23 protein-coding genes are annotated in these 25,631 nt (G+C 69.6%); 6 read left to right on the forward strand and 17 right to left on the reverse strand.

From position 1 onward, the window contains the following. Window positions 1–88: 88 nt before the first annotated feature. Window positions 89–2,101: a DUF6541 family protein gene (locus QRX50_RS06925; protein ID WP_285971130.1), complete on the forward strand. Its 2,013-nt coding sequence runs from the start codon at window positions 89–91 to the stop codon at window positions 2,099–2,101. A 199-nt stretch (window positions 2,102–2,300) separates the two neighbouring features. Here the strand turns inward: QRX50_RS06925 and QRX50_RS06930 are convergent, their stop codons facing one another. Continuing rightward, the gene (locus tag QRX50_RS06930) at window positions 2,301–3,188 is read right to left on the reverse strand and encodes an LLM class flavin-dependent oxidoreductase (protein ID WP_285971131.1); all 888 of its coding nucleotides are present in this window, start codon (window positions 3,186–3,188) and stop codon (window positions 2,301–2,303) included. A 93-nt stretch (window positions 3,189–3,281) separates the two neighbouring features. On the opposite strand from QRX50_RS06930, the gene QRX50_RS06935 reads away from it, so the two are divergent. Continuing rightward, window positions 3,282–4,067 (forward strand): HAD family hydrolase, encoded by a 786-nt coding sequence (locus tag QRX50_RS06935; RefSeq protein WP_285974379.1) that lies wholly within the window; start codon window positions 3,282–3,284, stop codon window positions 4,065–4,067. A 762-nt stretch (window positions 4,068–4,829) separates the two neighbouring features. Here the strand turns inward: QRX50_RS06935 and QRX50_RS06940 are convergent. Next, entirely contained in the window at window positions 4,830–5,570 is a 741-nt protein-coding gene (locus QRX50_RS06940; RefSeq protein ID WP_285971132.1) for a lysophospholipid acyltransferase family protein, read from the reverse strand. A 125-nt stretch (window positions 5,571–5,695) separates the two neighbouring features. Here QRX50_RS06940 and QRX50_RS06945 point away from each other — a divergent pair, with 125 nt between their 5' ends. Continuing rightward, window positions 5,696–6,958 carry a hypothetical protein gene (locus tag QRX50_RS06945; protein ID WP_285971133.1) on the forward strand — a complete coding sequence of 421 codons (1,263 nt, stop codon included), beginning with the start codon at window positions 5,696–5,698 and terminating at the stop codon, window positions 6,956–6,958. Here QRX50_RS06945 and wsfD read toward each other — a convergent pair. Together wsfD and QRX50_RS06955 are read right to left on the reverse strand one after the other, a co-directional pair. Beyond that, complete coding sequence (gene wsfD, locus QRX50_RS06950) at window positions 6,900–8,285, reverse strand: glycan biosynthesis hexose transferase WsfD (RefSeq protein WP_434533325.1); 1,386 nt, start codon at window positions 8,283–8,285, stop codon at window positions 6,900–6,902. The genes QRX50_RS06945 and wsfD overlap by 59 nt on opposite strands. Window positions 8,286–8,287: 2 nt before the next feature. Then, the gene (locus QRX50_RS06955) at window positions 8,288–9,826 is read right to left on the reverse strand and encodes a hypothetical protein (RefSeq protein WP_285974380.1); all 1,539 of its coding nucleotides are present in this window, start codon (window positions 9,824–9,826) and stop codon (window positions 8,288–8,290) included. Between the two features lie 303 nt (window positions 9,827–10,129). Between QRX50_RS06955 and QRX50_RS06960 the strand changes: the two genes are divergently transcribed. Further along, window positions 10,130–12,058, forward strand: a complete 1,929-nt coding sequence (locus QRX50_RS06960; protein WP_285971135.1) for a DUF6541 family protein — start codon at window positions 10,130–10,132, stop codon at window positions 12,056–12,058. Window positions 12,059–12,071: 13 nt separating this feature from the next. Here the strand turns inward: QRX50_RS06960 and QRX50_RS06965 are convergent, their stop codons facing one another. Genes QRX50_RS06965 through QRX50_RS06995 form a run of 7 tightly spaced genes read right to left on the reverse strand, consistent with a single transcriptional unit; the run spans window position 12,072 to window position 18,533 of the window. Continuing rightward, window positions 12,072–13,067 (reverse strand): lysylphosphatidylglycerol synthase transmembrane domain-containing protein, encoded by a 996-nt coding sequence (locus tag QRX50_RS06965; RefSeq protein ID WP_285971136.1) that lies wholly within the window; start codon window positions 13,065–13,067, stop codon window positions 12,072–12,074. A gap of 43 nt (window positions 13,068–13,110) precedes the next feature. After that, on the reverse strand, window positions 13,111–14,355 hold the full coding sequence (locus tag QRX50_RS06970; protein WP_285971137.1) for an acyl-CoA reductase: 1,245 nt from the start codon (window positions 14,353–14,355) through the stop codon (window positions 13,111–13,113). Beyond that, on the reverse strand, window positions 14,352–15,404 hold the full coding sequence (locus QRX50_RS06975) for a LuxE/PaaK family acyltransferase (RefSeq protein ID WP_285971138.1): 1,053 nt from the start codon (window positions 15,402–15,404) through the stop codon (window positions 14,352–14,354). Before QRX50_RS06975 ends, QRX50_RS06970 begins: the two co-directional genes overlap by 4 nt. Next, complete coding sequence (locus QRX50_RS06980) at window positions 15,401–16,810, reverse strand: AMP-binding protein (protein ID WP_285971139.1); 1,410 nt, start codon at window positions 16,808–16,810, stop codon at window positions 15,401–15,403. The genes QRX50_RS06975 and QRX50_RS06980 overlap by 4 nt, the downstream gene beginning before the upstream one ends. Then, complete coding sequence (locus QRX50_RS06985; protein ID WP_285971140.1) at window positions 16,807–17,538, reverse strand: SDR family NAD(P)-dependent oxidoreductase; 732 nt, start codon at window positions 17,536–17,538, stop codon at window positions 16,807–16,809. Before QRX50_RS06985 ends, QRX50_RS06980 begins: the two co-directional genes overlap by 4 nt. Beyond that, window positions 17,531–17,803 (reverse strand): acyl carrier protein, encoded by a 273-nt coding sequence (locus QRX50_RS06990; RefSeq protein ID WP_285971141.1) that lies wholly within the window; start codon window positions 17,801–17,803, stop codon window positions 17,531–17,533. Before QRX50_RS06990 ends, QRX50_RS06985 begins: the two co-directional genes overlap by 8 nt. A 10-nt stretch (window positions 17,804–17,813) precedes the next feature. Beyond that, complete coding sequence (locus QRX50_RS06995; protein ID WP_285971142.1) at window positions 17,814–18,533, reverse strand: acyl-ACP--UDP-N-acetylglucosamine O-acyltransferase family protein; 720 nt, start codon at window positions 18,531–18,533, stop codon at window positions 17,814–17,816. A 200-nt stretch (window positions 18,534–18,733) separates the two neighbouring features. On the opposite strand from QRX50_RS06995, the gene QRX50_RS07000 reads away from it, so the two are divergent. Beyond that, the gene (locus QRX50_RS07000; RefSeq protein ID WP_285971143.1) at window positions 18,734–19,837 is read left to right on the forward strand and encodes a DegT/DnrJ/EryC1/StrS family aminotransferase; all 1,104 of its coding nucleotides are present in this window, start codon (window positions 18,734–18,736) and stop codon (window positions 19,835–19,837) included. Further along, complete coding sequence (locus tag QRX50_RS07005) at window positions 19,834–20,790, forward strand: Gfo/Idh/MocA family protein (RefSeq protein ID WP_285971144.1); 957 nt, start codon at window positions 19,834–19,836, stop codon at window positions 20,788–20,790. The genes QRX50_RS07000 and QRX50_RS07005 overlap by 4 nt, the downstream gene beginning before the upstream one ends. Here the strand turns inward: QRX50_RS07005 and QRX50_RS07010 are convergent, their stop codons facing one another. From QRX50_RS07010 to QRX50_RS07035, 6 genes are all read right to left on the reverse strand, one after another. Beyond that, window positions 20,791–21,537 carry a hypothetical protein gene (locus tag QRX50_RS07010; RefSeq protein WP_285971145.1) on the reverse strand — a complete coding sequence of 249 codons (747 nt, stop codon included), beginning with the start codon at window positions 21,535–21,537 and terminating at the stop codon, window positions 20,791–20,793. Further along, window positions 21,534–22,043 (reverse strand): SigE family RNA polymerase sigma factor, encoded by a 510-nt coding sequence (locus QRX50_RS07015; protein WP_285974381.1) that lies wholly within the window; start codon window positions 22,041–22,043, stop codon window positions 21,534–21,536. The genes QRX50_RS07010 and QRX50_RS07015 overlap by 4 nt, the downstream gene beginning before the upstream one ends. A gap of 59 nt (window positions 22,044–22,102) precedes the next feature. Next, a complete protein-coding gene (locus QRX50_RS07020; protein ID WP_285971146.1) occupies window positions 22,103–22,678 on the reverse strand; it encodes a Uma2 family endonuclease in 576 nt (191 codons plus the stop codon). A 73-nt stretch (window positions 22,679–22,751) separates the two neighbouring features. Further along, window positions 22,752–23,366: an acyltransferase gene (locus tag QRX50_RS07025; RefSeq protein ID WP_285971147.1), complete on the reverse strand. Its 615-nt coding sequence runs from the start codon at window positions 23,364–23,366 to the stop codon at window positions 22,752–22,754. Then, window positions 23,353–24,549: a glycosyltransferase family 4 protein gene (locus QRX50_RS07030; protein WP_285974382.1), complete on the reverse strand. Its 1,197-nt coding sequence runs from the start codon at window positions 24,547–24,549 to the stop codon at window positions 23,353–23,355. The genes QRX50_RS07025 and QRX50_RS07030 overlap by 14 nt, the downstream gene beginning before the upstream one ends. Before the next feature lie 146 nt (window positions 24,550–24,695). Beyond that, window positions 24,696–25,625, reverse strand: coding sequence for an NAD-dependent epimerase/dehydratase family protein (locus QRX50_RS07035; RefSeq protein ID WP_285971148.1), 930 nt, complete (start codon window positions 25,623–25,625; stop codon window positions 24,696–24,698). Window positions 25,626–25,631 lie beyond the last annotated feature (6 nt).

Below are 25,631 nucleotides of genomic sequence, written 5' to 3' on the forward strand. Positions count from 1 at the left end.
GGGCGCCCAGGGTACGCAGTCCTGACACCGTGGCCCGAACCGACCTCGGCATACCGCCGGCCGTACCGCACCGACACACGTGAGAAGCATGCCTGCACCGGACACCTTGGGGAGCTACTTGGTAGCGGTCGTCACCTACCTGGCCGTGCTGGCGATACCCGGCGGCTTGGTGGGCTGGGCCGCCGGAGTGCGCGGCTGGGCGCTGGCCGGCCTCGCGCCGCTGGTCAGCTACGCCGTGATGGGTCTGGCCGGCCCGTGGCTCGGCGACGCCGGGCTCCCGTACAACGCCGGATCCGCCGCCCTGTGCACCGTGGGCCTGGCGGCCGTCACCTACGGCGTCCGGCGGCTGCTGATGGCCCGTGGCCGGCTCCGGCCGGGCGCGGAGGAGCCGCCGGTCGAGTGGAGCAAACGCGCGCACTGGGCCGTGGCCGGGTGCCTGGTCGTGGCCGTGGGCCTGTCGATCGCCGTGGTGCTCTCGGCTCGCGGCGGCACGACGGCCGTCTTCCAGCGCTGGGACACCGTGTTCCACGCGAACGGCATCCGCTACATCGCCGACACCGGCGACGGCTCGCTCACCGGCATGAGCACCATCAACTGGTACCCCGACGGCTCGTTCTACCCGAACGCGTATCACCTGGTCGGCGCGCTGGTCTACCAGATCTCGGGCACGAGCGTCCCGGTCACGCTCAACGCCATCACGATGCCGGTCGCGGGCCTGTTCGCGTTGTCGATGGTGGCGCTGATCCGCCAGCTCGGCGGCCGCGCGGTCTACGCGGGCTGCACGGCGCTGGTCGCGGCGGCCGCCACGACGGGGGCGTACGAGTCCGTGTCGAGCGGGCTGCTGCCGTACGCGCTGGGCATTGTGCTCACGCCGCTGACCGTGGTCGCGCTGCAGCGGTTCCTGGTGCGCCCCGGCGTCGACACGGGCCTGATCCTGGCGCTGACGGCCGACGGGCTGCTCGCGGCGCACTCGAGCGCGCTGTTCGGCGCGGTGCTGTTCGCGCTGCCGCTGGCGGTGCAGCGCTGGTACCGGTCGCTGCGGCGCAAGCGTGTGGACGGCGTGGCTCCCGAGACGCCGGCGTGGCGCGTGATCCTGGGCGACGTGCTGCGGATGCTGCCGGTGCTGGTGGTCAGCGGCGTGCTGGCGGCGCCGCAGATCCTGGGCGCGATCGGGTTCACCTCCGGCGCGTACCCGTACTACTCGTGGAACTCGAACCTGCCGATCCCGCTGGCGCTGAAGCTGCTCGTGACGTTCCAGCAGGTGCTCAGCCGGCCACAGATCTGGCTGACGGTGCTGCTCGCGCTGGGCACGCTCACGTTTTTCACGCTGCGGCGCATGCGCTGGGTGCTGCTCTCGGCGATCGGCCTTTCGGGATTCTTCGTGCTGGTCACCTGCTACGGCTACCTGCCGTGGGTGGTGTCGCTGTCGCGGCCGTGGTGGAACGACCGCTACCGGCTGATGGCGCTGGCCGCGATCCCGCTGTGCCTGCTTGCGGGCCACGGCATGGCGGAGCTGCAGCGGTGGATCGCGCGCCTGGCCCGCAGCGGCTCGTGGGTGCGCTCGCGACCGCAGGTGCTGGCGCGGCTCGGCCTGGTGGCGGCCGTGGTCGTGGTGGCCGCGATGGCCGTGCTGACCGGCGGGTTCTACCGCAACGCGAACGCGACGGCCGTGTCGTACCTGTACTACAACGGGCCCGAGGGCGAGGTGACGCCGCCGGTGAGCGCCGACGAGATCACCGCCATGGAACACCTCGGCACCATGGGGATCCCCGCGCAGGAGAAGGTGCTCAACGACCGCATGGACGGCACCGCGTGGATGTACGCGATCGCCGGCGTGCACCCGGTGGCCGGCCACTACGACGGCGGTGGCCGCGTGTCACCCGACGCCGTGTACCTGGCCCTGCACTTCCGCGACTACGACACGGACCCGCGCGTGCGCGACGCCGCGCGGCGGCTCGACGTGCACCACGTGCTGGTGGGCAGCGGCACGATCCGGAAGGACACGCCGATCGCGCCCGGGCTGCAGGGGCTGGACGGGCGCGATTTCCTGCGGGTCGACTACCGGAATCCCGGTGCGGTGATCTACACGATCGTGAAGTGATTTCTTGTGGAGGTTGCGGAGCCTCGTAGCCGCGGCTGCCCCGGCCGCGGCCACGAGGACCTCCCATTCCCCAGCACCCCCGGGGTGCTCACGAGTGAGAAGAGCGGCCCGGTGAAGGGCCGTCTCCCCCTCTTCTCACCTGCTTGACGCCCGGGTCGGGAAATCGGTTTCCCGGCGGGGGTGAAGTCACCTGAACGGCCTAGCTGTCCTTGAGCGTGGGCAGCACGTTCTCCACGACCTGCTCCAGCACGGACTCGTGGCCCTCGTACGGGCCGCTCGAACGCGGCCAGTGCGCGATGACGTCGGTGAAACCCAGCTCGCGGGAGCGTTCGACGGCTTCACGGAAGGCTTCGACGCTGCTCAGCGAGAAGACCGGCGCCGCGTCGAGGCTCAGGTAGCGGTGCACGGAGTCGCGTTCACGGCCGGCGGCGTCGAGCCGCTCGTCGAACACGCGGCTGAGCTCGGCGATGCCCTGCCACCACTCGTCGGTGGTCGCGCCGCCGCGGCCGGTGGTGGCCCAGCCGGCGCCGAAGCGGGCGGCCAGCGTCATCGTGCGCGGCCCGTTGGCCGCTACGACGAACGGCAGCCGTGGCCGCTGCACGGTGCCGGGGAGGTTGCGGGCGCCGTGGGCCTGGTAGTACTCGCCCTCGAAGTCGAAGCGGTCGGTCATCAGCAGGCCGTCGAGCGACTCGACGAACTCGGTGAAGCGGTCCGCGCGCTGCTTCGGCGTGTAGTCAGGGCCTCCGAGCACCTGCACGTCGTAGTTCTTCGCGTCCACCCCGGCGCCGACGCCCAGCACGAAACGGCCGTCGGACACGTCGTCGAGGGTGATCAGCTCGCGCGCGAACGGCACCGGGTGCCGCGCCACGGGCGAGGCGACGAACGTGCCCAGCCGGATGGTGGACGTGACCATGGCGGCGGCCGTGAGGGTGGGCACGGCGGAGAACCACGGGCCGTCGACCAGGGATCTCCAGCCCAGGTGGTCGTATGTCCACGCGTGGTCGAAGCCGTACTCCTCGGCGGCCCGCCACTTGGGCTCGGCCGCCCACCAACGATCTTCCGGAAGGATCACGATGCCTGCTCGCACGAGGGTGGACGGTATCGGCAACCACCGACATTCGCTCGAACGGGCGGTGCCCGTGCCCGGTTCGGGGACAATGGGCGCGTGGAGAAACCCCGCTTGATCGCGTCCGACGTCGACGGCACCCTGCTCGGCCCCACCGAGGTCCCTTCCGCCCGCACGACCGAGGTCGTGCAGCGGGTGCGCGCCGACGGAGTCCCCTTTGTGCTGTGCACCGGCCGGCCGCCGCGGTGGATCCCGCCGATCGCGGGCCCGCTGGGGCTGACGGGATTTGCGGTGTGTGCGAACGGCGCGGTGCTGCTGGATATCGCCACTTCGTCGGTCGTGGCAGTGCACGGGTTGCTGGAGCCGACCCTGCTGCACGATCTGGCTTCGGCGCTGGACAAGGCCCTGCCGGGATGCCGGCTGGCCGCCGAGCGGATCAGCACGGACGTTCGGAGCTTCGTGATCGAGCCCGAGTACCGCAACCCGTGGGGCGACGGCGAGGGCCGGACCGCGCCGCGCGCCGAGGTTTTGGGGCATTCGGCGATCAAGCTGCTGATCAGCCACCGAGGCCTCGGGTCGGAGGAAATGGCGTCGGCGGCGCGGGCGGTGCTCGATGGGGCGGTGGACATCACGTACTCGTCGTCGGGCGGGTTGATCGAGCTGTCGGCGCACGGGGTCACGAAGGCGACTGGGTTGGCGGATGTCGCTGAGCGGTTTTCGGTGCCGGCGGAGCGGGTGATCGCTTTCGGTGACATGCCGAACGACGTGGAGATGCTGCAGTGGGCCGGGCACGGGGTGGCGATGGCGAACGGTCACCGCGCGGTGCTGGAAGTGGCGGACGAGGTGACGGGGCCGGCTGCGGAGGATGGGGTGGCGCAGGTTTTGGAGCGGTGGTTTTAGGCCGTGGTTTTGGGCCGTGGTTTTAGGCCGTGGTTTTAGGCCGTGGTTTGGGCGGCCTAACCAGGTGGGTTGGCATCTTGCCGCTCGCTTCTGCACTTGCCATCGCTGACGGCTTCTTGCCACTCGGCGATCTGACTTGCCAATAGGCAGGTCGACTTGCCGCTCACCGGCGCACTTGCCACGACACGGGCCTTTGCCGCCATCGCCCGGCTTGCCACCACAACGGCGACTTGCCTCTCAACGCTCCCAGCGCCAATCGCCACGGCAACTTGCCAGCCGAACCGGCAAGGTCGCCCCCCGCACGCAGGGGTTGCGGCCTTGCCCATCGGCCACCTGCTTGCCAGTCGACGTCGCGGCTTGCCAATCAACTAGCGAGCTTGCCGTTCTTGAGCGGGGGTTGCCGGCCTTGCCGAGGGACGGTGGCTTGCCATTCGCAGATGGGCTTGCCATTCAGGGTCTGGCTTGCCGCAGCTCGGGCACGCGCGCCAGCCCGGGCGGCAGCTTGCCGTTCTTGAGCGGGAGTTGCCGGTCTTGCCGGCAGGGCGGTGGCTTGCCATTTCGCGGATGGGGTTGCCATTCAGCGCTCTGGCTTGCGCAGGTCGGTGGGACATGCCAGGTCGACCGGAGGCTTGCCGTTCATTGGAGCAAATGTCCGGCTTAAGTGGCAACTTGCCAGCATCCCGGTTGCCGATCGAGCGGCGGATTGCCGTTGGATCGGCGACTTGCGAATCGCCATGGCGACTTGCCAGCCACAGTGGCAAGTCAGTCCCGAGTGGCAGGGCGGGCATCCAAAGCGGCGGCGTCCTCCGGCGTGGGGGCGGTGCCGCCGAGGTGGGCGGGGAGCCACCAGCGTTCGGAGGGCGTGGGGGATTCCGGGTAGTCCGCCTGGGCGCGGCCGAGAAGCTCCGACAGGCGAGAGCGGAGTTCGGCGGTTCCCGCCTCGCAGTCGTCGCCGAGGGCGGGGTGCAGCGGGGCGCCGAGCAGGATCGAGATGGGCACGTGGCGCCGAGCGAGGTTCTTGGGCTGGCCCTTGGTCCACAGGCGCTGGGTGCCCCACAGCGCCATCGGCACGATGGGCACCCCGGCCTCCGCGGCCATCCGCACGGCACCCGTCTTCAAGGCCTTCACCGTGAACGAACGGCTGATCGTCGCCTCCGGGAACACGCCGACGACCTCCCCCGCGCGAAGCCGAGCCACGGCCTCGTCGTATGAAGCCTGGCCGGCGGACCGGTCGACGGGAATGTGGTGCATCCCCCGCATCAACGGTCCCGCCACGCGGTTGGCGAAGATCTCGTGCTTGGCCATGAACCGCACCAGCCGCTTGGCCGGCCGGGCGCCCAGGCCGCAATAGATGAAGTCCAGGTAGCTGACGTGCGTGCACGCGATCACCGCCCCGCCGCGCGCCGGCACGTGCTGCGCGCCCTCGATGCGGATGCGGTTGTCCAGCACCCGGAACATCGTCCGCGCGGCAACCAGCACGGGCGGGTACACGAAGTCAGCCATACCGCGAGGCTACGGGACCGTAGGTTTCTCCCGGCTACTCAAAGTGATCGTCGGCACGAAACCCGTCATTCGGGAACTTTCGCCGCTCCACCGAAGGTGATCGTCAGCCCGGATACCATGAACCGGTGACTTCCGCGACCGACGCGCACGTCCGCCGGTCGTGGCAGACGAGCGCGGGGCAACGAACCTGGGTGTGGCTCGCCCTCGCCACCGTTTCCCTCGTCAACCTGATCTCCAGCGCACCCCTGCAGAAGGACGCTCACCTGCACGCGTGGGGCGACGCGCTGCAGTACTACGCGATGTCGGAGCACACCGGCGCCCCGGTGGAGAACCCATTCGCGCTGCGGATGCTCAGCCCGTGGCTGGTGCACTTCGCCCACAACCTCACGGGCCTGTCCCTCGACGTGCTGTGGCTCGCCTTCACCTACCTCGTCACCGTCGCCACGGCGGTCGTCTTCTTCGAGTTCCTGCGGTCCCACCTCAAGGTCCGGCTTTTCACCGCGTTCGTCGCCGCCGTGCTGCTGGTCTGCACGTTCTGGTACGTCCAGTACAACTTCAGCGACCCCTACCTGGTCGACCCGTTGAACAACCTGCTCTACGTCGTCGCGATCTGGCTCGCGTTCCGGCGCAGGCTGGTGCTCTTCGCGGTCGTGGTCCTCGTGGGCACGGTCAACAAGGAGACGACGCTCCTGCTCGCCCCGCTGTACCCGCTGCTCGCCTGGACGCGCACCCGGTCGCTGCGTGACAAGGGCTTCATCGGTGGTGTCATCGCGATGGTCGTCGCCGCGGCGGGCTACTTCGCTTACCGCGTGTGGGCGCAGCACTTCATCGGCGGCAGCTACGGATTCGGCTCCGGCCAGGGCAACTCGAGCCTGCTGGAGAACATCCGGTTCTCGCTGTCGTCGCACAAGGGCACCGAGCAGGCCGTTCTCTGGGACACGTTCCACTTCGTGTGGCTGATCTTCGGCTACGGCCTGTTCCTCCAGTACCGCAAGCACGGCGCCCGCAGCCCGCTGCTCGTCGCGAGCCTGTGGCTGTTCCTGTGCTGCCTCGCCGGCCGGTTCGTCGCGACGGACACCACCCGCGTGTTCGTGATGATGGCGCCGCTGGTGCTCGGGATGTTCGCCGTGGTGCTCGACCGGCACCGCAGCGACGCGGCCCGCCTGTGGGTGAGCGTGCTCGCGTTCCTCTACCTGGCGATCAACTTCCGCTGGGTGCCGTGGCCGGCTTCGTTCGCGCTCGACGCCGGCGCGCTCGTCGTGTTCGCGCTGCTGACGTTCCCGCCGAGGTGGCCTTCCGCGCCGAGCCGGCCGATGCCCCGGGACGCGGTCACCGAGGAGTTTCTCCTACCGCCGCTGCCGGAGACTTCGGTCGCGGACAAAAACTGAGGATCACCGCCACCAGCAGGCAGAACAACGCGACGACCTGGTGCTTCACGTTCTCGATCCCGTCACCCAGCGCGGCCAGGACGAACTGACCCACCAAAGTCGTCAGCAAGAACGCGAGAGCCACACCCAGCGCGGCCTGCCGGTGTCGCCAGGCGCGCCAGGCCGTGAAGAGCCAGAGGGGCAGCAAGGCGAACAAGCCCAGGGGCGCCAGCAACGCGCTCAACCCGGACCACAGCGGCACCCGGTACTCCTGCGCCGCCGGTGGCAAGCCGGCCGCAGCGTCGAACGAGGCCAGGTACGGGGGCCGCGCCGTGAGCAGATCGCCGGCCGCGCGGTTCAAAATGCCCAGGGTGCGGTCCGGGTGCGTGGCGAACCACTTCACGACGTTGCGCCGGCTCAAGCGGTCCCGGTACTGCGCGTAGTGCGGATCCAGCGTCACGGGATGCGGGTGCCACCAGCCGTTTCCCGCGTACTGGCCGAAGGACGCCGGCAGGCCGAGCGACGCCAGGTCTGCGACCGTGTCGTGGTGGCCGTCGATGATGTTGAGGAACACCGTGTTCACCATGTTGATCTCGCGCGAGTCGTCGCCGGGACGCGCGGACGCCGTGCCGTCGGGCGCGACGGCCGGGGTGACCGCCGTCTGGGCCCACCACGTCCCGCCGGCCAGAGCGAGAACCACGAGAACCCCCGGCAGCCAACGCGAACGCGTCACCAGCAGCACCGCGATGATCAGCAACGGCAAGATCATCAGCGTCTGCACCTTGGCGTTGACCGCCATCAACCCGCCGACAACGGTCACCGCCGCGCCGACCCCGAGCCACCGCCGCCCCATCAGCAGCAGGCCGCCGACGGCCAGCAAAATGCCGAGAAAAGCCGTCCCCTCGCCCAATGTCGACGAGAAATAGCCGAAGAACGCCGAATCCGCCATCACCAGCAACAGCCCCACGGCCACGGGCAACCGCACCCGCAAGCTGTACGGCAACCCGACCACCACCACGGCCACCGCGGCCGCGGCGAGAACCGAAGAAATCACGCCGAGCACCACGAGGTTCAGGTCCGAATCCGACCCGACCACCACCGCCAGGCGGGCGAGCCAGCTCTGGCTCAGCGGGTACGTCGGGTCGCAGCCGCCGGGAGTGGCCTCGTACACCAGGTGGACGTACTTTTCCGGCTTGCTGATCCATTTGATGCCGGCGCCGCACAGAACGCGGAAACCGTCGCCGTTGTCGGACATGGACACGGGGCGCGGCACGAGGAACCGCACCAGCAACACGGCCAACGACACGCCGAAGACCCCGAACCCGAGGGCCGTGGACCGGCGCGCCATCCTCATCCCGGGCACGATACGTACTGGAAGTCCGGGGCTCGATCGAGGTAATCGATGAGCAGACCGGTCTCGTCGGCGCGCGGGTACACGGAGATCCAGAACGGCGTGCCGATACGGCGGAACGTCGCGACGCGGTACCAGGCCCGGGTGTCGTCGGCGCAGTCCTGGCTCTTGCCGTAGCCGGATTCCTCGGGCACGGCCACCGTCGCGCGCCTCAGGTCGGTGCCCACCAGCAGCCGCGAGCCCGCGCGGCTGGCGATGGCGCCCGGCGCGGCGGCACTCACCACGGAACCCGGCGGCAGGTACGAAGCCAGCCAATCGCCGACTTCCGCGAGCTGCGCGCTGTCCGTGTGCCAGGCCCGCACGCTCTTGAGCACGTCCGGGCTCACCACCGAAGCGAGCACCGCGAACCCGGTCAGCACGGCCGCGACCACCGGCACCAGCAGCGACACCGTGCGCGGCTTCGGCGACGGGTTCGCGGCCGTCAGCACGCCGTAGGCGCCCACCGAAGCCACGGCCAGCAGCGGCGGCACGGGCACGAGCAGCCGCCACGACGGGCCGGTGTCACCGTCGAGCACGACCACGAAAACCGTGAAGCACAAGGCCAACGCGAACAGCAGCCACAGCGCCGAGCGCGATTCGGCCGCGCGTTCGGGCGTGCGCAGCGCGAGCAAACCCACCACGGCGGCGACGGCGAGGATCAGAAAACCCAGGTGCGCCAAGGAAAATCCCGCGAGGTAACGCCAGTCGGGGCCGAGCACGCGCACCGCGGGATCGGACAGGAAGTGGTGGTAGTACGTGACACGCCAGGCTGTCCACGGCACGAGGAAAACCAGCGCGCCCAGCACGTACCCGGCCGGCGTCCACCAGTTGTACCGGCCGCGCGCGGCGGCGAGCGCCAGCCACAGCCCCGCGACGACGGCGAGCACCAAGCCTTCCGGCCGCGTCATCACCGCGCCCGCCGCGAGCACACCCGCCACCACGGACCGGCCGGCGACCAGTGCGTTGGCCACGGCCAGCACCAGCAACACGAAGATCGGCAGCTCGGTGCCCGACGGCCCGTACACGGCGAGGCCGCTCGCGCCCGCCGTCAGCACGGCGGCGGCGACACCGATCGCGGGCTGCACCTGGGCGCCTTCCGGCAGCGCGAGGCGCACGATGCGATTGGTGAGGAAGTACGCGAGGAGAACGCTCCCCAACGCCGCGACAACACCCAGCACAACGGCCGCCGTCGCGATATCCGCGCCGAATGCCGCGCGCGGCAACGCGATCACCACGAGCCACAGGAAATTCGCGTAACCCTCGTTCCGGTCACCGGGATTGAACACGGGACCGTTGCCGTCGGCGATGTTCTGCGCATAACGGAAGGTGACGAGCGCGTCTTCGGTCACGGTGGCGAACAACAGCTGGTGCACCAGCGAAAACGCGAGCACGAGCACCATCACGAACGCCCGCCACCCGGCATCGGTGGCGATCCGGCGCCAGGTCACGACGACCAGCGCGCCCAGCACCAGCCAGCCCCCCACGACCGCGTAGACCACGCGACCCCCTGCCTCCAGCCCCCGGCCGGTCCCCACCGGCCGCCACCCCGCTGTCACCCGCTGTCACCCGCTGCCACGGTGAATCCCCGTGACGAAACCTCGCTTTCGAGTGAGAGATTGGCCGGAATGCACCAGCGTTGTCGGGCGGTTCCGGCCGTCACTTCACACAGTCCAGTCAATCGCTTCACTACGCTTCCCGGACATAAGCCGTTCGGGTGTATATCGGGCCCGCTAATCTGTGACTCCGATTCCGATCCGCCACCCGGGGGTACCGAGCGGATCCGTCACAGCCGAGGAAGTCTGTTGCCGAGCGAACCCACGCTGCTGTCCGATGTGGCGAGTCTTGCCGTCCTGCTGCTCGTGCTCGGCCTCCCAGGGGTGCTCACCGGCCTCGCCGCGGGCCTGCGTGGCTGGGTGCTCGCCGGGCTCACGCCGCTGCTGAGCTACGCGATCGCCGGCCTCGCGGGGCCGTGGACCGCGGCGATGGGGCTGCCGTTCAACACGCTCACGTTCTGCGTGACCACTGTGGTCTTCGTGGCGGTCGCGTTCGGACTGAGGCGGCTGACGGTGCGGCGGTGGCCCCCTGTGGCGGAACCGCGGGTGTGGTCCGCGCGCGGGCAGTGGGGCGTGATCGTGTGCCTGCTGCTGGCGACCGCACTCGGGTTCTACGCCGCCGTGCGCGGTATGGGCCACCTAGGCGCGATCGCGCAGGGCGGCGACGCGCCGTATGCGGCCAACGGCGTGCGCTACATCGCGACCACCGGCGACGGCAGCCTGTTCGGCATGGGCACGCTCAACTGGTACGGCGACGGCAAGCCACCGTTCTACCCCAACGCGTACCACCTGCTCGCGGCCCTCCAGTACACGCTCAGCGGCGGATCGATCCCGCAGACGCTCGACGTGAACACCGTGCTGCTACCGGGGCTTTTGGCTCTGTCGCTGGTCGTGCTGGTCCGCGAGTTCCGCGGCCGCGCGGTGCTGGCCGGCGCCGCGGCTCTCACGTCGGTGGCGCCGGTGATGAGCATGTACGAGTCGATGAGCCGCGGGCCGCTGTACCCGTTCTTGCTGGGGCTGGCACTCACGCCGCTGGCAGCCGTGGTGCTGCGGCGCTACCTCGATCGCGTCGCGCCGGACACGGGTTTCCTGCTGCTCGTGTGCGCCGTCGGGCTGTTGTGCATCCACTCGTCGACGTTGTTCGGTGCGGTCCTGTTCGCCGGGCCACTGCTGCTTCAGCGCTGGGTTTCGCCCGGCGCGCGCTGGCGGCGGTTCGGCCGCGACTTGCTCGCACTGCTGCCGATCGCGGTGGCCTCCGTGCTGGTGGCGTGGCTGCAGCTGTTCGGCGCCCTCGGCCTGGCCAGCGGCGACCTGCCCTACCTCGGCTGGCCGAGTGAGTGGCGCGCGACCAACGCGATCGGCGCGTTGCTCGGGTTCCAGCACTGGGAGCCGCACCCGCAGCTGTGGCTCTCGGCCGCGCTGCTCCTGGGCTTCGTCTTCTTCCGCCGCCTCGGTGACCTGCGGTGGGTCGGCGTGACGGCGCTGATCAGCGGCCTCGCGTACGCCGCCGTCTCATCGTCGAACGCGCCGCTGGTGATGGCGTTGGCCCGGCCGTGGTGGGACGACCCGTACCGGTTCATCTCCATGGCGATCGTGCCGTTGGCGTTCATCGCGGGCCACGGTGTCGCGTCGCTGCAGGCGTGGGTCAGTGAGCACCTGCCGCCGCGCGTACCCGCGGTGATTCTGGCGGTTCTGGTGCTGCTGGGCTTCGTGGGCGTCACGAAGGGCCTGTACGCGACCACGAACGGCGATCGGCTCGCGGTGGGTTACCGCTCCCCCGACCCCCGCAACCAGAACATCACGCCGGGCGAGGAAGCCGGGATGGTCGAGCTCGGCCACCTCGTGCCCGCGGGCGAGTGGGTCATGAACGACCGGCTCGACGGCTCGGTCTGGACCTACGCGCTCTCGGGTGTCCGCACGGTCGCCGCCCACGACGACGGCACCGCGCCGCCCTCGGACGCCCTGCTGCTGGCCCGTCACTTCAAGGAGTACGAGACGAACCCGCAGGTCCGCGCCGCCGTGGCCCGGTTGAACATCCACTGGGTGTTCCTGGGCAAGGCGGCGGCGCCGCCGGACCCGCCGTACACGTCGCCTGGCCTCGTGGGGATCGCCGAGCTGCCGTTCTTGCAGCAGGTGTACCGAAATTCGGACGCGGTGATCTACCGGATCAAGCGCTGAGCGCCGACCGGCCTCAGCCGGCGGCGACCTTCAGGCGGCGACCGGCCAGCCAGGCGCCACCCGCGGTGCCGCCTGCCGTGAGCAGGTCCGCGACGGTGAACATGACCCGCGAGGCCACGGCGAAGGCGGTGGCCTGGCCGACGGTGAGGCCGCTGGCCGTGAGGACGGCGACCTGGGCCACCTCGCGCACGCCGATGCCGCTGGGCAGGATGAAGGCGAAGGTGCCCACGGTCATCGCGACGGCCATGGCGCCGACGCAGAGCACGAAGCCGTTGAAGCCCGGCGCGCCGACGGAGTTGGCCAGGAGCCACAGGTGAACGCCCTGCAGGACCCAGGCCAGCGTCGAGGCGCCGAAGGTCTTGAGCACGACACCCCAGCTCAGGGGGCGTTCGAGGGGCGGACGGCGGAGCAAGCGAAGCACCAGTGAGGTGCCCCAGGTCAGCACGCGCGGGTGCAGCAGCGCCAAACCGACGGGAATCAGCACGAACAGCCACATCGCACGGGGGCTGTTGCTGAACACCGCCGGCGCGGCCAGCAGCGACACGACCAGCGCCGACACGACGCCGACGCCGAGCTGGATCAGCGAGCCCGTGAAAATGCGGGCCCGGGCGAGTCCGGCCTTTCGGCCGAGCTCCATCTGCAGCAGGTACGCCCACACGGAACCCGGCACGTATTTGCCGAGCGAGCCGACCAGGCAGATCTGCGCGCCGCGGATGTAGCCGACGGGTTTGCCGAGGTCGTCGACCAGAACCTGCCAGCCCCAGGTCGACACCATGATCGCCAGTACGAGCGCGACGAGGCTGAGCACCGACGACTGCCAGGCCACATCGGACAGCGTGTGCCAGAACTCGGTCCAGTTGTCGGTGAGCGCCTTGGCCGCGAAGACCACCACGAGCACGATCGCGAGCCACCGCGCCACGTCGAGGATCTTGGCCTTGGTCGACTTCGCCGCCTTCTTCGGCTTCGATGCAGCCGGCGAGTCCTCCTCAGGCGTTCGAACGGTCGTCACTGACCAGTCTCCTCACAACGCAACACTGACTCGTCACCGCTGGTCAGGACTGCACCGTGACCAGACGGCTGAACTCGGCAAGCAGATCGTAACCGTCCCAGACGCCCGCGAACGTCAAGGCCGAACCGAACGGCACCACCCGATCGACCCCGCGCCCGGCCAGCTCAGTCACGAACTCCACCAGCTCGTCGCGGGTAAATCCGAACTGGGCCACGGTCTGGTCCTTGCGCAGAACCAGCGGCACGAGTTCACCCAACGAGGCGAGGTGCGCGTTGGCGAAAGTGCCCGCGCCGAGCCACTCGCGCGGCATCACGGTGGCGTCGGTGAGCTCCAGCGTGGCCAGGGAATTCCCGTCGAACGAGATCGCGGACACGAGCCCGTCGACGGCCGCGCCGTAGGCCGACACGCGCTTCTGCACGGCCATCGCCGGCTCGGTCACGTGCTGCTTGGCCTCGAGCACCGACGCCAGCAGCGCCCGGAACTCCTCGCCTGCCACGCGCGCGCCGGCCGCGTCGCCGACCCAGAACACCGCCCGCGGCGACGAGCACGCCGCCTGGTCGAACCAGTACGAGTCGTTGTAGAACCCCTCGGCCGCGCCTCGCCGCTGCTCCGGCGTGGCCTCCTGCCAGCCGCGCACCGACGCGACGGCGAACGACGAGCGGTCCGGGAACGTGAGGTCACGCGCGTGCGGCGCCAGCGGGTACTTGCGCAGCGCGGCGACGGAACCATCGCCGCCCCAGATCACGCGCAGGTCGGCGGCCAGCGACAACGCGCCGCTGACCTCGTCGCTGCGGTCGTAGGTGACCATGCGCTGGGTCGCGCGGATGACGTCGGCGGCCTCGGGCGAGACGTCGTCGAGCGCCGCGTTCAGCGCTTCCAGCACGGCCTCGGCCGCCCCGGCCGAACGCGACGACACCCGCACGACGTTCGAGTTCCCCGCCAGCGCCGAAAGCGCCCACGAGTACACGAAGATCGTGTCGACGTTGGCCGGCGGCACGTGGAACACGAGCCCGCGCGGGAACCGCAGCGAGTCGCCGGAGGTCTCCAAAGTGGACAGTGCCTTCGCCAGTTCTCCCTTTCGCAGGAAGAAACCCAGCGAGGCCAGCTCCGGGTAACGCCGCGCGAGAGCGGGCGCGAGGAGCTTGCGCGCGAACTTCGTGACGAACTCGACCACGCGCGGGTCACCCACGGTGAGCCGGCCACCGGACGGTTCGGCGCGCACCTCGTCCAGCAGCGAACCGACCTCGACCGGCTCCGCGACCGGGAACCGCTGCTCCAAGGAGGTCATGCGGCGGCCCCCGAGAACGTGTCCGAACACCCGCGCGCCTCGGCCTTCGGCAGGCGCCCCAGCACGGAGAAGTGCTTGCCGGGCCAGTCACCGTCGTCGATGCCGTTGTACACACCGAGATCCTCGGTCAGCAGCACGTGGCCCGGGTACGACCGCGGCAACGTCGAGACGACCTCGATCACGCCCGGCTTGCCCACCGGCTGCTCCTGCCACGTCTCCGGGTCACGGATCACGACGTCGGCGAAATCCGGGCAGTACAGGGAGTTTCCCGACGGCCCTTCGAGGAACACGGTGCCGATCTGCTCGATCATCCCGTAGTAGTTGTGGATCCGCGTGAGCCCGGTGTCCTCTTTGAACCGACGGCGGAACTCGGTGTTGTCCACGGCGCGGTCGATCAGCTTCTTCCAGCCGCCGGAGTGGATGAGGATGCCGTTGGACAGGTCCAAACCGTGGTCGCGCGCCACCTCGTAGAGGTAGAGCCACACCATGAACGTGAACCCGAAGATCAGGAACGGCTTGTCCCCGTACTCGGCGAGGAACTTCTTCACGGCCTCGACATCGGGCTGGTCGTTCTCGTCGAGCACGTACGTGTGCTTGCGGCCGAAGTTGGCCATGCCGAGCACACCGGCGCCGCGCGCGGAGAACGAGCGGCGGTTCTTGATGATGCCGATGGTGTCGACCATCAGCATCGGCAGCCGCTCGCCGCCGAGGACCTCCTGCAGCGTCGCGCCGAGCTGCTTGGTCTGCGCGCCCGCCGCGTCCTTGTCCAGGTAGATGCGCGACGCGCCGGCGCCGGTGGTGCCCGAAGACGTGAGGGTCTTGAACACCTCGTCATCCGGAATGGACTTGAGGTCGTGGGTCTTGAACATCCGCACCGGCAGCCACGGCAGATCCGCGATCGTGGCGAACGGCGCGTTCGGCGCGATTCCGAGCGACGTCAGGATCCGGTCGTAGCCCTCGGAGCTCGCGCGGTGGTGCGCGGTCAGCTCCGCGAGCTCGGGAAGCAGCTGTGCCTCCCGCTCGGCCTGCGAGCGCGTGAACACACTCATACCCGTCCTTCCAACGACCGGTAGTCGATCTTCCCGCTGGCCAGCAGCGGCACCGTGTCGATCGGCCGCACGTCGAACCCGCTGGTGTGCAGGTGCAGCCGCTCCGACAACGCGCGCGACGCGTCCTTGCAGATCGCCTTCGCGCCGTCGCCCTCGGGCAGCTCGGCCCACAGCACGACCTTGTCGCCAGCCGGCACGGCCGCCACCACGTCGATGCCCACCGCGGCCTGGCGCACGGCCTGCTCCAGGTCGTCGAGGCTCACGCGGTTGCCGAACACCTTGCCGATGCGCTTGAGCCGCCCGGTGATGAACAGGTACCCCTCTTCGTCGAGGTACCCGAGGTCACCGGTGGCGAGCAGCCCGCCGCACTCGTCGCCCGCGGCCAGGCCGGCCTCGTCGTCGGCGTAACCCATCATCACGTTGGGTCCACGGTAGACGATCTCACCGACGATCTTGGGGTGCGTGGTCTCGACTCCGTCGTCGCGGCGGACGGAGAACGCGCCGCCGGGCAGCGCCGGGCCGGCGGAGCCGATCTTGTCGGCGAGACGCTCGGCGGGCACGGTGGTCATGCGCGGCGAGGCCTCGGTCTGGCCGTACATCACGTACATCCGGCCGCCGACCGCGCGCATCTTGTCGTTGAACTCCACCACGAGTTCGTCGCGCAGCTTGCCGCCGGCCTGCGTGAGCGTGCGCAGGGTCGGGTACTTCGCGGGGTCGAACTTGAGGCGCCGCAACATTTCGTAGTGGTACGGCACGCCGGACAGCGACGTGATGCCGTACTCGTTCACCGCGTCCCAGAATCCGCGGCCGAGCACGCCCGACGCTTCGATCACCACAGTCGCGCCACGCACAAGGTGCGAATTCAGCACCGAAAGGCCGTAGCTGTAGTGCAGCGGCAGGCAGGTGGGGGCGATCTCGTCGGCGTCGACGTCCAGCACTTCGGCGATGGCCTCGGCGTTGGCGAGCAAACCGTTGCGCGACAGGCGCACGAGCTTGGGGTTGCCGGTGGAACCACTGGTCGGCAGCAGCACGGCGAGGTCGGGGTGCGGCTTCACGCCGTCGGCCGACTCGCGCAGCCAGTTCTCACCGGACGCCGTGTAGCCCTCGGGCGCCGGGGCGTCCGGCGCGGCCAGCACGGCGGCGGGCCGGAAGCGCGTGATCAGGCCCGCGAGCACGTCGGCGTCGAGCGCCGGGTCGATCAGCGCCACCGCGCGGTGGGCCTCGACGGCGCCGAGGTACCGCAGCACGCTCGCCACGTCGACGGACATCCGCGCGAACAGCACACCCGCCGGCAGCTCACCGAGGGCGACCGCGACGCGCGCGACCTCCGCGTCCAGCTCGTCGCCCGCCAGTGTGCGGCCCCCGGCCGCGTCGACCAGCCGGGCACCCGCACCCCACAGCGTCACAGCACCAAGCCTCCGTCGATCCCCAGCACCTGTCCGGTGATGAAGGACGCCTCGTCGCTGACCAGGAAGCGGATCGCCTTCGCGACCTCTTCCGGCTTGCCGAGCCGGCACAGCGCCGTGTCCTCGATGCGCTCGGCGATGACCTTCTCGCCGAGGTGGGACGTCATGTCGGTCTCGATGACGCCGGGCGCGACGGCGTTGACCCGGATGTTGTGCCGGCCCAGTTCCTTCGCCGCGGACCTCGCGATGTTGCCCACAGCCGCTTTCGACGCGGCGTACGCCGTCTGGCCGGCGCTGCCGTTCTCGCCGACGATCGAGGCCAGCACGACGATCGCACCGGACTTGCGCCGGCTCATCACCCGCGACGCCGCCTGCACGGTGTTGATCGTGCCGCCGACGTTCGTGCGCAGCATGCGGTCGACCAGGTCTTCGCTGATCATGCCCAGCAGCGCGTCCTCGAGGATGCCGGCGTTGGCGACCACGGCATCGAGGGCGCCGTGCTCCTTGGCCACGCCCCGCACCAGCGACGAGACCGCCTTGGCGTCGGTGACGTCGAGCGCGAGGCCGGCGGCGGCGCCGGCCTCGGCGGCGATCTCCTTCGCCCGGGCCTCGTCGCGGCCGGTCAGTACCACCGTCGCGCCGGCTTCGACGAGCGCGCGCACCGTGGCCAGCCCGATCCCCCGCGTGCCACCCGTGACGAGCGCGACGCGACCGGTCAGGTCAGTCATTCTTCGACCGCAGGTCGGTGACCATGTCCACCGCGACCTTGAAGCTCGACATGTCGATGACCTGATCGGTGTCGAACTCGACGTCGAACTCGTCCTCGATGGCGGCGACGAGTGCCATGTGGCCGACCGAGTCCCACGCCTCGATGTCGCGGTACTTCAGGTTCTCCACGTCCACGTCGCCGTCGAGGTCGAGCGCCTCGACGAAGACCTCGCGCAGTTTGGGGGCGATTCCCGGCCCCGCGGCCTGAGCGTCTGACACAGACATTTCACAGCTCCTAGTGTTCGTCGCGCGGGCGGGCATCCCACGCTTTGACCAAGGTAGAGAGGTCATCGGGCAGGCCGTCGGCCGGGAGGTCGCCCTTGCCCTTCACCCACGGCGAGAGGGCTTCGACGGCGGCCTCGTCCAGGCCGCGCCGGGACAGGCCCACGACGTTGACGCCTGTCGCGCGAGCCGGGTTGCCTACGGTGATCGTGAACGCACCCACCTCGCGGCGGACCGCCGAACCCATGCCGACCATCGCGCCGGGTCCGATGCTGCCGCCCTGGTGCACCACCGTGCTCATGCCGAGGTTCGCGAACGACCACACGTGGGTGTGCCCGCCGAGCAGCACGTTGCACGCGAGCGTGACCTGGTCGTCGACCACGACGTCGTGCCCGATGTGGCTGCCGCGCAGCACGTAGCAGTCGTCTCCGAGCGCGGAAGCCCGCCAGGTGCCCTGCTGGATGCTCGTGTACTCGCGAATGCGGTTGCGGCTGCCGATCACCACGCCGTGGCCGTCCGCGGCCGGGTCACCCGCCGGGGCGCTCTCCCACGCGACGGGGTGCGGGCCGCCGCGGTCCTCGCCCGGCGTGCCGATGGTCACGTGCGGACCGATCCAGTTGCCGTCGCCGATCCTGGTCGGGCCGACGATCACCGTGTACGGTCCGATCACGTTGTCGTCGCCGAGCTCGACGCCTTCGCCGATGACTGCGGTGGGGTGGATCCGGTTGGCCACGCTGGTGATCCGTTCCGTTTCGTAAGCCGCTGTCGGGTCCGAGCGGCCTGGGGTCTGGGGCAGGCGGCGGCGCCCGGTAACGTGTGGCCCGCGTTCACGCAGGGCGGCCGGGCGCAGAACCGGCGGCTCTCCGGCCTCGCGGCCTGAGCGCACTGCACTGTACCGGACGCATCGAAATCGCCTGCCGAGAGAGACTGCCGATGATCCCCATTACCGTGGTCGACGTCCGTGACGCGGAAGACCTCGTCGTCGAGGTGCTGCGATCCGGCGCCATCGCACAGGGGCCGATGGTCAAGCGCTTCGAGGACGCCTTCGCGCACGTCGCGGGCACGAAGCACGCCATCGCCGTGAACAACGGCACCACCGCGTTGGTCGCCTCACTGCAGGCGCTGGACCTGGCACCGGGTGACGAGGTGATCACCTCGCCGTTCACGTTCGTCGCGACGCTGAACGCCATCCTCGAGGCCGGCGCCACCGTCCGGTTCGCCGACATCCGGCGCGACGACTTCGCGATCGACCCCGACGCCGCCGCGGCCATCACCGACCGCACCAAGGTCCTGATGCCGGTGCACCTGTATGGCCAGACGGCGGACATGGGCAAGCTCGCCCCGCTCGCCGCCGAGCGCGAGCTGCGGATCATCGAGGACTCGGCCCAGGCCGTCGGCGCTTCCTTCGAGGGCCGCGCCGCCGGCTCGTACGGCATCGGCTGCTTCTCGCTCTACGCGACGAAGAACGTGACCACCGCCGAGGGCGGCGTGATCACCACCGACGACGACGTGCTGGCCGACAAGCTGCGCGTGCTGCGCAACCAGGGCATGCGCGCCCGCTACCAGTACGAGATGGCCGGCCACAACTACCGGATGACGGACCTGCACGCGGCCGTCGGCATCCCGCAGCTGGAGAAGCTCGACCAGCTCACCGCGGCCCGCCAGGCCAACGCGAAGCGGCTGTCGGAGGGGCTGGCAGGCACGCCGGGCCTCGAGATCCCGCAGGTCCTGCCCGGCCGTGAGCACGTGTGGCACCAGTACACCGTGCTCGTGGGCCCGCACGCGATGCTCTCGCGCGACGAGCTGGCCGCCTCGCTCACCGAGCGCGGCATCGGCAACGGGATCTACTACCCCAAGATCGTGTTCGACTACGACTGCTACCGCGGCCACCCGCTGATCCCGGGCGCCGACGTGAACGACTTCCCGGTGGCCTCGGCCGTCGCGGCGCAGGCGCTTTCGCTGCCGGTGCACCCGCACCTGACCGACGGGCAGCTCGACAAGATCATCGAGACGGTTCGCGAGGTGCTCGGCGCATGACCCACCGCATCGCCCTCATCGGCACGGGCAACATGGGTTCGCTGCACGCCCGCGTGCTGGCGGCCAACGAGCGCGTGGACCTCGTCCGCGTGATCGACCCGCGCGAGGAAGCCGGCCGCGCCGTCGCCGAGCGCTATGAGACGCAGTGGACGCCGGAGCTCGGCTCCCTGTCCGATGTGGACGCCGTGGTGCTCGCGTCGGCCACCGAGGTGCACTACGACCTCGCGCAGGAGATCCTCGGCCAGGGCAAGCCGATGCTCGTCGAGAAGCCCGTGTGCAACAGCCTCGAGCTGTCGCAGGAGATCGTGGCGCTCTCGGAGCAGAAGGACGTGCCGCTGATGTGCGGCCTGCTCGAGCGCTACAACCCGGCCGTGATGACGGCCCGGGCGCTGATCAACGAGCCGGTGCACCTCATGGCGCGCCGCCACGGCCCGTACGCGCCGCGCATCAAGACCGGCGTCGCGTGGGACCTGCTGGTGCACGACGTCGACCTGGCGATCCAGTTCTTCGGCGGCGCCACGCCGGCCCGCGTCACCTCAGGCGCGGGCTACTTCCACCCGAACTCGGTGGAAGGCGCGGAGGACACCATCGAGACGGTGCTGTCGTTCCCGACCGGCCTGGCCACGGTCTCGGCGTCGCGGCTGGGACAGCGCAAGGTGCGGTCGCTGGTCGTGTCCGAGCTGGACCGGCTGATCGAGATCGACCTGCTGCGCCGTGACGTGACGATCTATCGGCACGTGTCGCACGACTCCGTGACGCCGGACGGCCTCGGCTACCGGCAGCAGACCGTGATCGAGATTCCCGAGCTGGTCACCGCGCGCGAGCCGCTGGCCACGCAGCTGGAGCGGTTCCTCGACCTGCTGGAAGGCAAGATCGACGCCGACGTGGAGCGCGACCTCATCCTGCCGTCGCACCACGTGGTGGCGCAGGTGCTCACGCAGGCTGCCGCTTAGTCATTTCGTGAGACGGGTGCCGTCCTTGCCGTACGCGACCAACGGGGTCAGTACGGCGGGGTCGGGCACTTCGCGCTGGTCGAACCAGAACACGACCACGCTGGGGTCCACGCTCCACAACGCGGTCCGTGCCTGCACCGGCTTGCCGTGCACGGTACTGACGATCTTCACGGCGGGCCCGGAGAAATAGCCGTACACGGGCACCCAGGTGCCGCCGGCGTCGATGCCGCCCGCGGTGGCGTGGAAGCCGAACGAGCGGTCTGCGCCGCGGATCTCGTTGCCGGCGTAGAGCGACAGGTAGCCGGTCTTGGTCTGGACCGCGGCCATGATGCCGAAGTGCACGTCAGGCAGGGCCGCGTTGTCGTCGATCTTGGTCGCGTAGAAGACGAGCTCGCCGTTGGCGGTCTTGATTCCGGTGTGGATGACGTCGCCGTAGGGCTGGGTCACCGACTTCGGCGGCTGGTCCATCGTTGTCTGCGGCGGTGTCGCGCTCGACGTCACCGGGTTGCCGGACGGCGGCGCGGCGACGGGCACCGGCCTCGGCTCGGCCGGCGCACGCAGGGCGACGGCCCCGAACACGATCCCGACGACGGCGGCCACCGCGGCGGCCGCTCCCGCGCCCGTGGCGATCCTCCGGCGCCGACGGATGCGCCGGCCTTCGGTGATGATCCGCCCCAGGTCGGGCGCGGCGAACGGCTGGTCGGGCTGTTCGCGCAACGCGGAGCGCAGCTTGTCGAGGTCGTTCACCGCCCGCTCCCTCCGATCAGCACGTCTTCCGGCCCGGCGTCCACCCGCAGCTTCGCGAGCGCCCGCGAGTTCGTGCTCTTGACGGTACCCACTGACACGCCCAGTTCATCGGCCACCGCCTGTTCCGGCAGGTCGAAGAAGTGCCGGAGTACCACCACGGCCCGCTCGCGGCCCGTCAGCCGCGCCAGCGCGGACGTCAGCCACTCGCGCTGCGTCACGGCCTGCGCGACGTCCTGGCTCGTCGGCCGCTCTGGCACTTCCTCGGACGCGTACTCGCGCAGCGGGCGGCGCCAGCCGTCGATCACGTGGTTGACCAGCACAGTCCGGGCGTACGCGTAAGCGTCCTTGCGACGCACGCGCGACCACGCGGCGTACGTGCGGGTGAAGGCGGTCTGCGCGGCGTCCTCGGCCTGGTGGCGGTCGCCGGTCAGCAGGTACGCCGCGTGCGTGAGCCGGTTCGACGAGGCCTGCACGAACTCGGCGAACTCGTCGTCACTGCGCGCCACCCGCGTGCCCCCGATCTCCACGTCTACGGGACGGCTGGGTGCACGCGAGGTTGCCGCCGCTAGAGCTTTTGCACGCCGTCCTCTGCGAGCACGTCCAGGTCGAGCACGACGGGCGCGCCCGCGACTTCGAGCTCCACTTTGCCGGAGTGCTCGCCGAAGTTCTCGTAGTCGCCGTCGACAAGACGATAGGTGATCATGCTGACGGGTGCGTCGAGGTCGATGATCCAGTAATGCTCGATGCCGGCATCGGCATACTCGAAGTGCTTGGTGACCTGGTCGGTGCGCTTGGTGCCTTCGGAAAGGATTTCGATGGCCAGTGACACATCCGAGGCTGCGATCCTCGGAACGTTGGCCCGGATGACTTCGGCCGACCCCACCAAGACGTCCGGCACTCGGACCGTCAGCGGCGACGATTCGACCACCATCTCCATCTCAGGCACCGCGCGCAGATTTTTCGGAAGCTGCGAGTTGAGGACGAACGGCAAGCACCCAATGGCCAGTTGGTGCAACGACATCGGGCGCGGCGACACAGCGAGGACCCCTTCGACGACTTCGACATGGAACTCCGAGGTCTCCGGAAGTTCCGCCCAGTCGTCGAGGGTCAGGAGGTGGTGAGGCCACTCGAGGGCACTCATGAAAACTCCTTCACTTTCAGTGACCGGAACAGTGTCGAGAGTTACCGTCCGCGTTCACCGGCCCTCTCAAAGGTTACCCGCCGAAGTCCCCCGCCGGGGAGCCCCAGCCGGAGGGGTCGTCCGACAGCGCGCGGCGGCGGGCGTTCTCCGTCCGGACGCGTTCCACTTCGGACTGGATGTACTCCTCGTCGTAGCGCTGGAAGACGCGCGCGGGGTTGCCGGCCACCAAGGTGCGCGGCGGGACGTCCTTGGCCACCACCGAGTTGGGCTGCACGGTGGCGAAGTCGCCGATCGTCACGCCGGCCATGATGACGACCAGGCCGCCGATGAAGCAGCCCTTGCCGATCTTCACGGGTTTGCGCTCGATCAGATCGCTGCCGGAGTGGTTCTGCAGCGTCATGTTCGCGAGCCAGCTCGAGTGCGTGAAGATGAGCGTGTTGAGGCCGATGCTGGTGTGCTCGCCGATCTCCAGGCCGCCGCTCGCGTCGAGGGTCGCGCCTTCGCCGATCCAGCAGTGCTCGCCCATGGTGAGGTTCTCGGGGCTCACGATCTTCACGCGCTCGCGCACGCGGCACGACTCGGGCAGCCCGAAGAAGCGGGCCCGCTCGGCGTCGTTCATGTACTGCGAGACAAGGTCGTTCAGGATCATCGGCCGCAGGCGGTTGCTGCGGTCGTCATCGAAGAACATCGTGATCCGCCACCAGTTTCGAGAATACGCGCAGGTGCTCCTCGGCCACGACATCGAGGCCGAAGTTGGCCTGGACCATGGCACTTTCGCGCTGCGCGAGCCGCGAACGGAGCTCCGGGTCGTCCAGCAGCGACAACACGGTCTCCTGCACCGCCTGGGCGTCGTCCGGGCGCACCAGCAGGATGTTCTCGCCGTTGCGCAGCTCGATGCCCGGGTAGTTGTCCTCCGTGACCGACGCGATGGTGGCCGTGCCGGACAGCATCGCTTCGAGCGACGCGGTGCCACAGCCGCCGTTGAGGTCGTGGGTCACGATGTCGGCCGCCGCGAAGTACGCCGGCACGTCTTCCTTCGGCACCGCACCCGTCACGACCAGGGCTTCGGCCACCCCGAGCTCTTCGGCGCGCTTGAGGAACGCGTCGTGGTAGACGCGCCCGACGATCACCACGCGCACACCTGGGTGCCGTTCGAGGATCGCCGGCAAGGCCTCGATCAGCGGCAGCCGGTTGCGCAGCGGGATCACGTGGCCGAGAGACACGATGACGGGCCCGTCACCCAGCTCCAGCTCCGCTCGCACGTCCTTCGTGACCGGCTTGGCGAAGTTGCCCGTGTCCACGGCGATCGGGAAGTACTCGGAGTTCGCGTCGCTCGTGCCGTAGCGCTCGACGCAGTAGTCCACGCCGAGCTTGTCGAGGATGACGTAGCGCGGCCGGATGTACTTGAGCACCGGCTTGACCAGCACCGCGTCGAGCATCCGGAACACGCGCGAGTACAGCTTGTTGTCGCTGATCAGGAGCGTGTGGATGGTCAGTAGCACGGGCAGCTTGTGGCGCCGCGCGTAGAACCCGGCCAGCCACGACAGGTCGAAGAACTGGCCGTGCAGGTGCACCGCGTCGGGCTTGAACTCGTCCAGCAGCCTCCGCAGCCGCCGCCAGTTTCCTGGCTTGAGCGACGCGAAGCTCAGGTCGAAGTCGATGGACAGGCCGAGCTGCGGCATCTTCGCCGCGGGCAGCCGCACGATGCGGTAGCCGTCGCGCTGCTCGTCGGCCGGCGCGTCGCCGTAGGCCGCCGTGATCGCGAGGACCTCGTGGCCGGCCGCCGCGTACTCGCCCGCCAGCGACGCCGACATGTGGGCGCTGCCGCCCACCCGGGGCGGGAAGAAGTTGTTCACCACCGCGATGCGCATCGCACGTCCTTGGGCCGGGCCCGCGGCGGAGCTCATGCCGCCTCCACGGGAAAGAGTGCGTCGGCGGAGCTCATGCCGCCTCCACGGGAAAGAGTGCGTCGGCGGAGCTCATGCCGCCTCCACGGGAAAGAGTGCGTCGGCGGAGCTCACTCGGAATCCCTGACCAGCGCCCGCATGCCCTCTTCGACCGTGATGGTCGGCTCCCAGCCGAGCATCTCCCGCGCCCGCGTGATGTCCGCGGCGCGCCGCGACACCAGCACATCGCGCTCGTTGAACTGCGGCTGCACGTCGACGCCCACGGCCTCGATGAGGATCTTCGCCAGCGTGGCGATGGAGGTGTCGACGCCGGTGCCGATGTTGATCGGCAGGTTCGACTGCTCCGACTCCAGCGCGGCGACGACCGACCGGGCCAGGTCGCTCACGTGCACGAAGTCCATCGACTGGTCGCCGCGGCCGTCGATGATCGGCGGCTGGCCGGCGCGCAGGCGCTGGATGAAGTGGTTGATCACCGACGTGTAGTAGGCCTCGATCTTCTGGCCCGGGCCGTACACGTTGAAGAAGCGCAGCGCGTTCCAAGACAGGCCCTTGGTGCGCTCGTAGAAGCCGAGCAGGTCCTCGCCGGCGCGCTTGGAGATGCAGTACGGCGTGAGCGGGCGCAACTCGTCGTCCTCGTGCATCGGCAGGCGCTTGGGCTCGCCGTAAACCGAAGCGGTGGACGCGAACACCAGGCGCTCGACGCCCTCGTCGGCCGCCGCGGCGAAGACGTTGTGGTTGCCGGTCATGTTGATGTCGATCGACTCGTGCGGGTCGGCGATCGACTTGTTGATCGAGACCGTGGCGAAGTGGATCACGTGCGAGCAGCCGCGGATGGCCTCGCGCACCGCGCCGCCGTACCGCACGTCCTTCTCGACCAGCTCGACCTTGCCGGTGGCCACGAAGTCGTTCACGCGAGCCCGGTCGCCGCGGGTCATGTTGTCGAAGATGCGGACGGTGTACCCGCCGTCCAGCAGCAGCGGGATGACGTGCGCGGCGATGAATCCACCGCCGCCGGTGAAGAACACCTTCTTCTCGGACATGGTCGC

The organism is Amycolatopsis sp. 2-15, assembly GCF_030285625.1.
Lineage (GTDB): Bacteria > Actinomycetota > Actinomycetes > Mycobacteriales > Pseudonocardiaceae > Amycolatopsis > Amycolatopsis carbonis.

What these genes read in the sequence shown, in the direction of transcription:
- QRX50_RS06925 (WP_285971130.1), top strand. Translation starts at nt 89, where the DNA reads ATGCCTGCACCGGACACCTTGGGGAGCTACTTGGTAGCGGTCGTCACC.
- QRX50_RS06940 (WP_285971132.1), bottom strand. Translation starts at nt 5,570, where the DNA reads ATGGCTGACTTCGTGTACCCGCCCGTGCTGGTTGCCGCGCGGACGATG.
- wsfD (WP_434533325.1), bottom strand. Translation starts at nt 8,285, where the DNA reads ATGGCGCGCCGGTCCACGGCCCTCGGGTTCGGGGTCTTCGGCGTGTCG.
- QRX50_RS06970 (WP_285971137.1), bottom strand. Translation starts at nt 14,355, where the DNA reads ATGACCTCCTTGGAGCAGCGGTTCCCGGTCGCGGAGCCGGTCGAGGTC.
- QRX50_RS06975 (WP_285971138.1), bottom strand. Translation starts at nt 15,404, where the DNA reads ATGAGTGTGTTCACGCGCTCGCAGGCCGAGCGGGAGGCACAGCTGCTT.
- QRX50_RS06985 (WP_285971140.1), bottom strand. Translation starts at nt 17,538, where the DNA reads ATGACTGACCTGACCGGTCGCGTCGCGCTCGTCACGGGTGGCACGCGG.
- QRX50_RS06990 (WP_285971141.1), bottom strand. Translation starts at nt 17,803, where the DNA reads ATGTCTGTGTCAGACGCTCAGGCCGCGGGGCCGGGAATCGCCCCCAAA.
- QRX50_RS07000 (WP_285971143.1), top strand. Translation starts at nt 18,734, where the DNA reads ATGATCCCCATTACCGTGGTCGACGTCCGTGACGCGGAAGACCTCGTC.
- QRX50_RS07005 (WP_285971144.1), top strand. Translation starts at nt 19,834, where the DNA reads ATGACCCACCGCATCGCCCTCATCGGCACGGGCAACATGGGTTCGCTG.
- QRX50_RS07020 (WP_285971146.1), bottom strand. Translation starts at nt 22,678, where the DNA reads ATGAGTGCCCTCGAGTGGCCTCACCACCTCCTGACCCTCGACGACTGG.
- QRX50_RS07025 (WP_285971147.1), bottom strand. Translation starts at nt 23,366, where the DNA reads ATGTTCTTCGATGACGACCGCAGCAACCGCCTGCGGCCGATGATCCTG.
- QRX50_RS07030 (WP_285974382.1), bottom strand. Translation starts at nt 24,549, where the DNA reads ATGCGCATCGCGGTGGTGAACAACTTCTTCCCGCCCCGGGTGGGCGGC.
- QRX50_RS07035 (WP_285971148.1), bottom strand. Translation starts at nt 25,625, where the DNA reads ATGTCCGAGAAGAAGGTGTTCTTCACCGGCGGCGGTGGATTCATCGCC.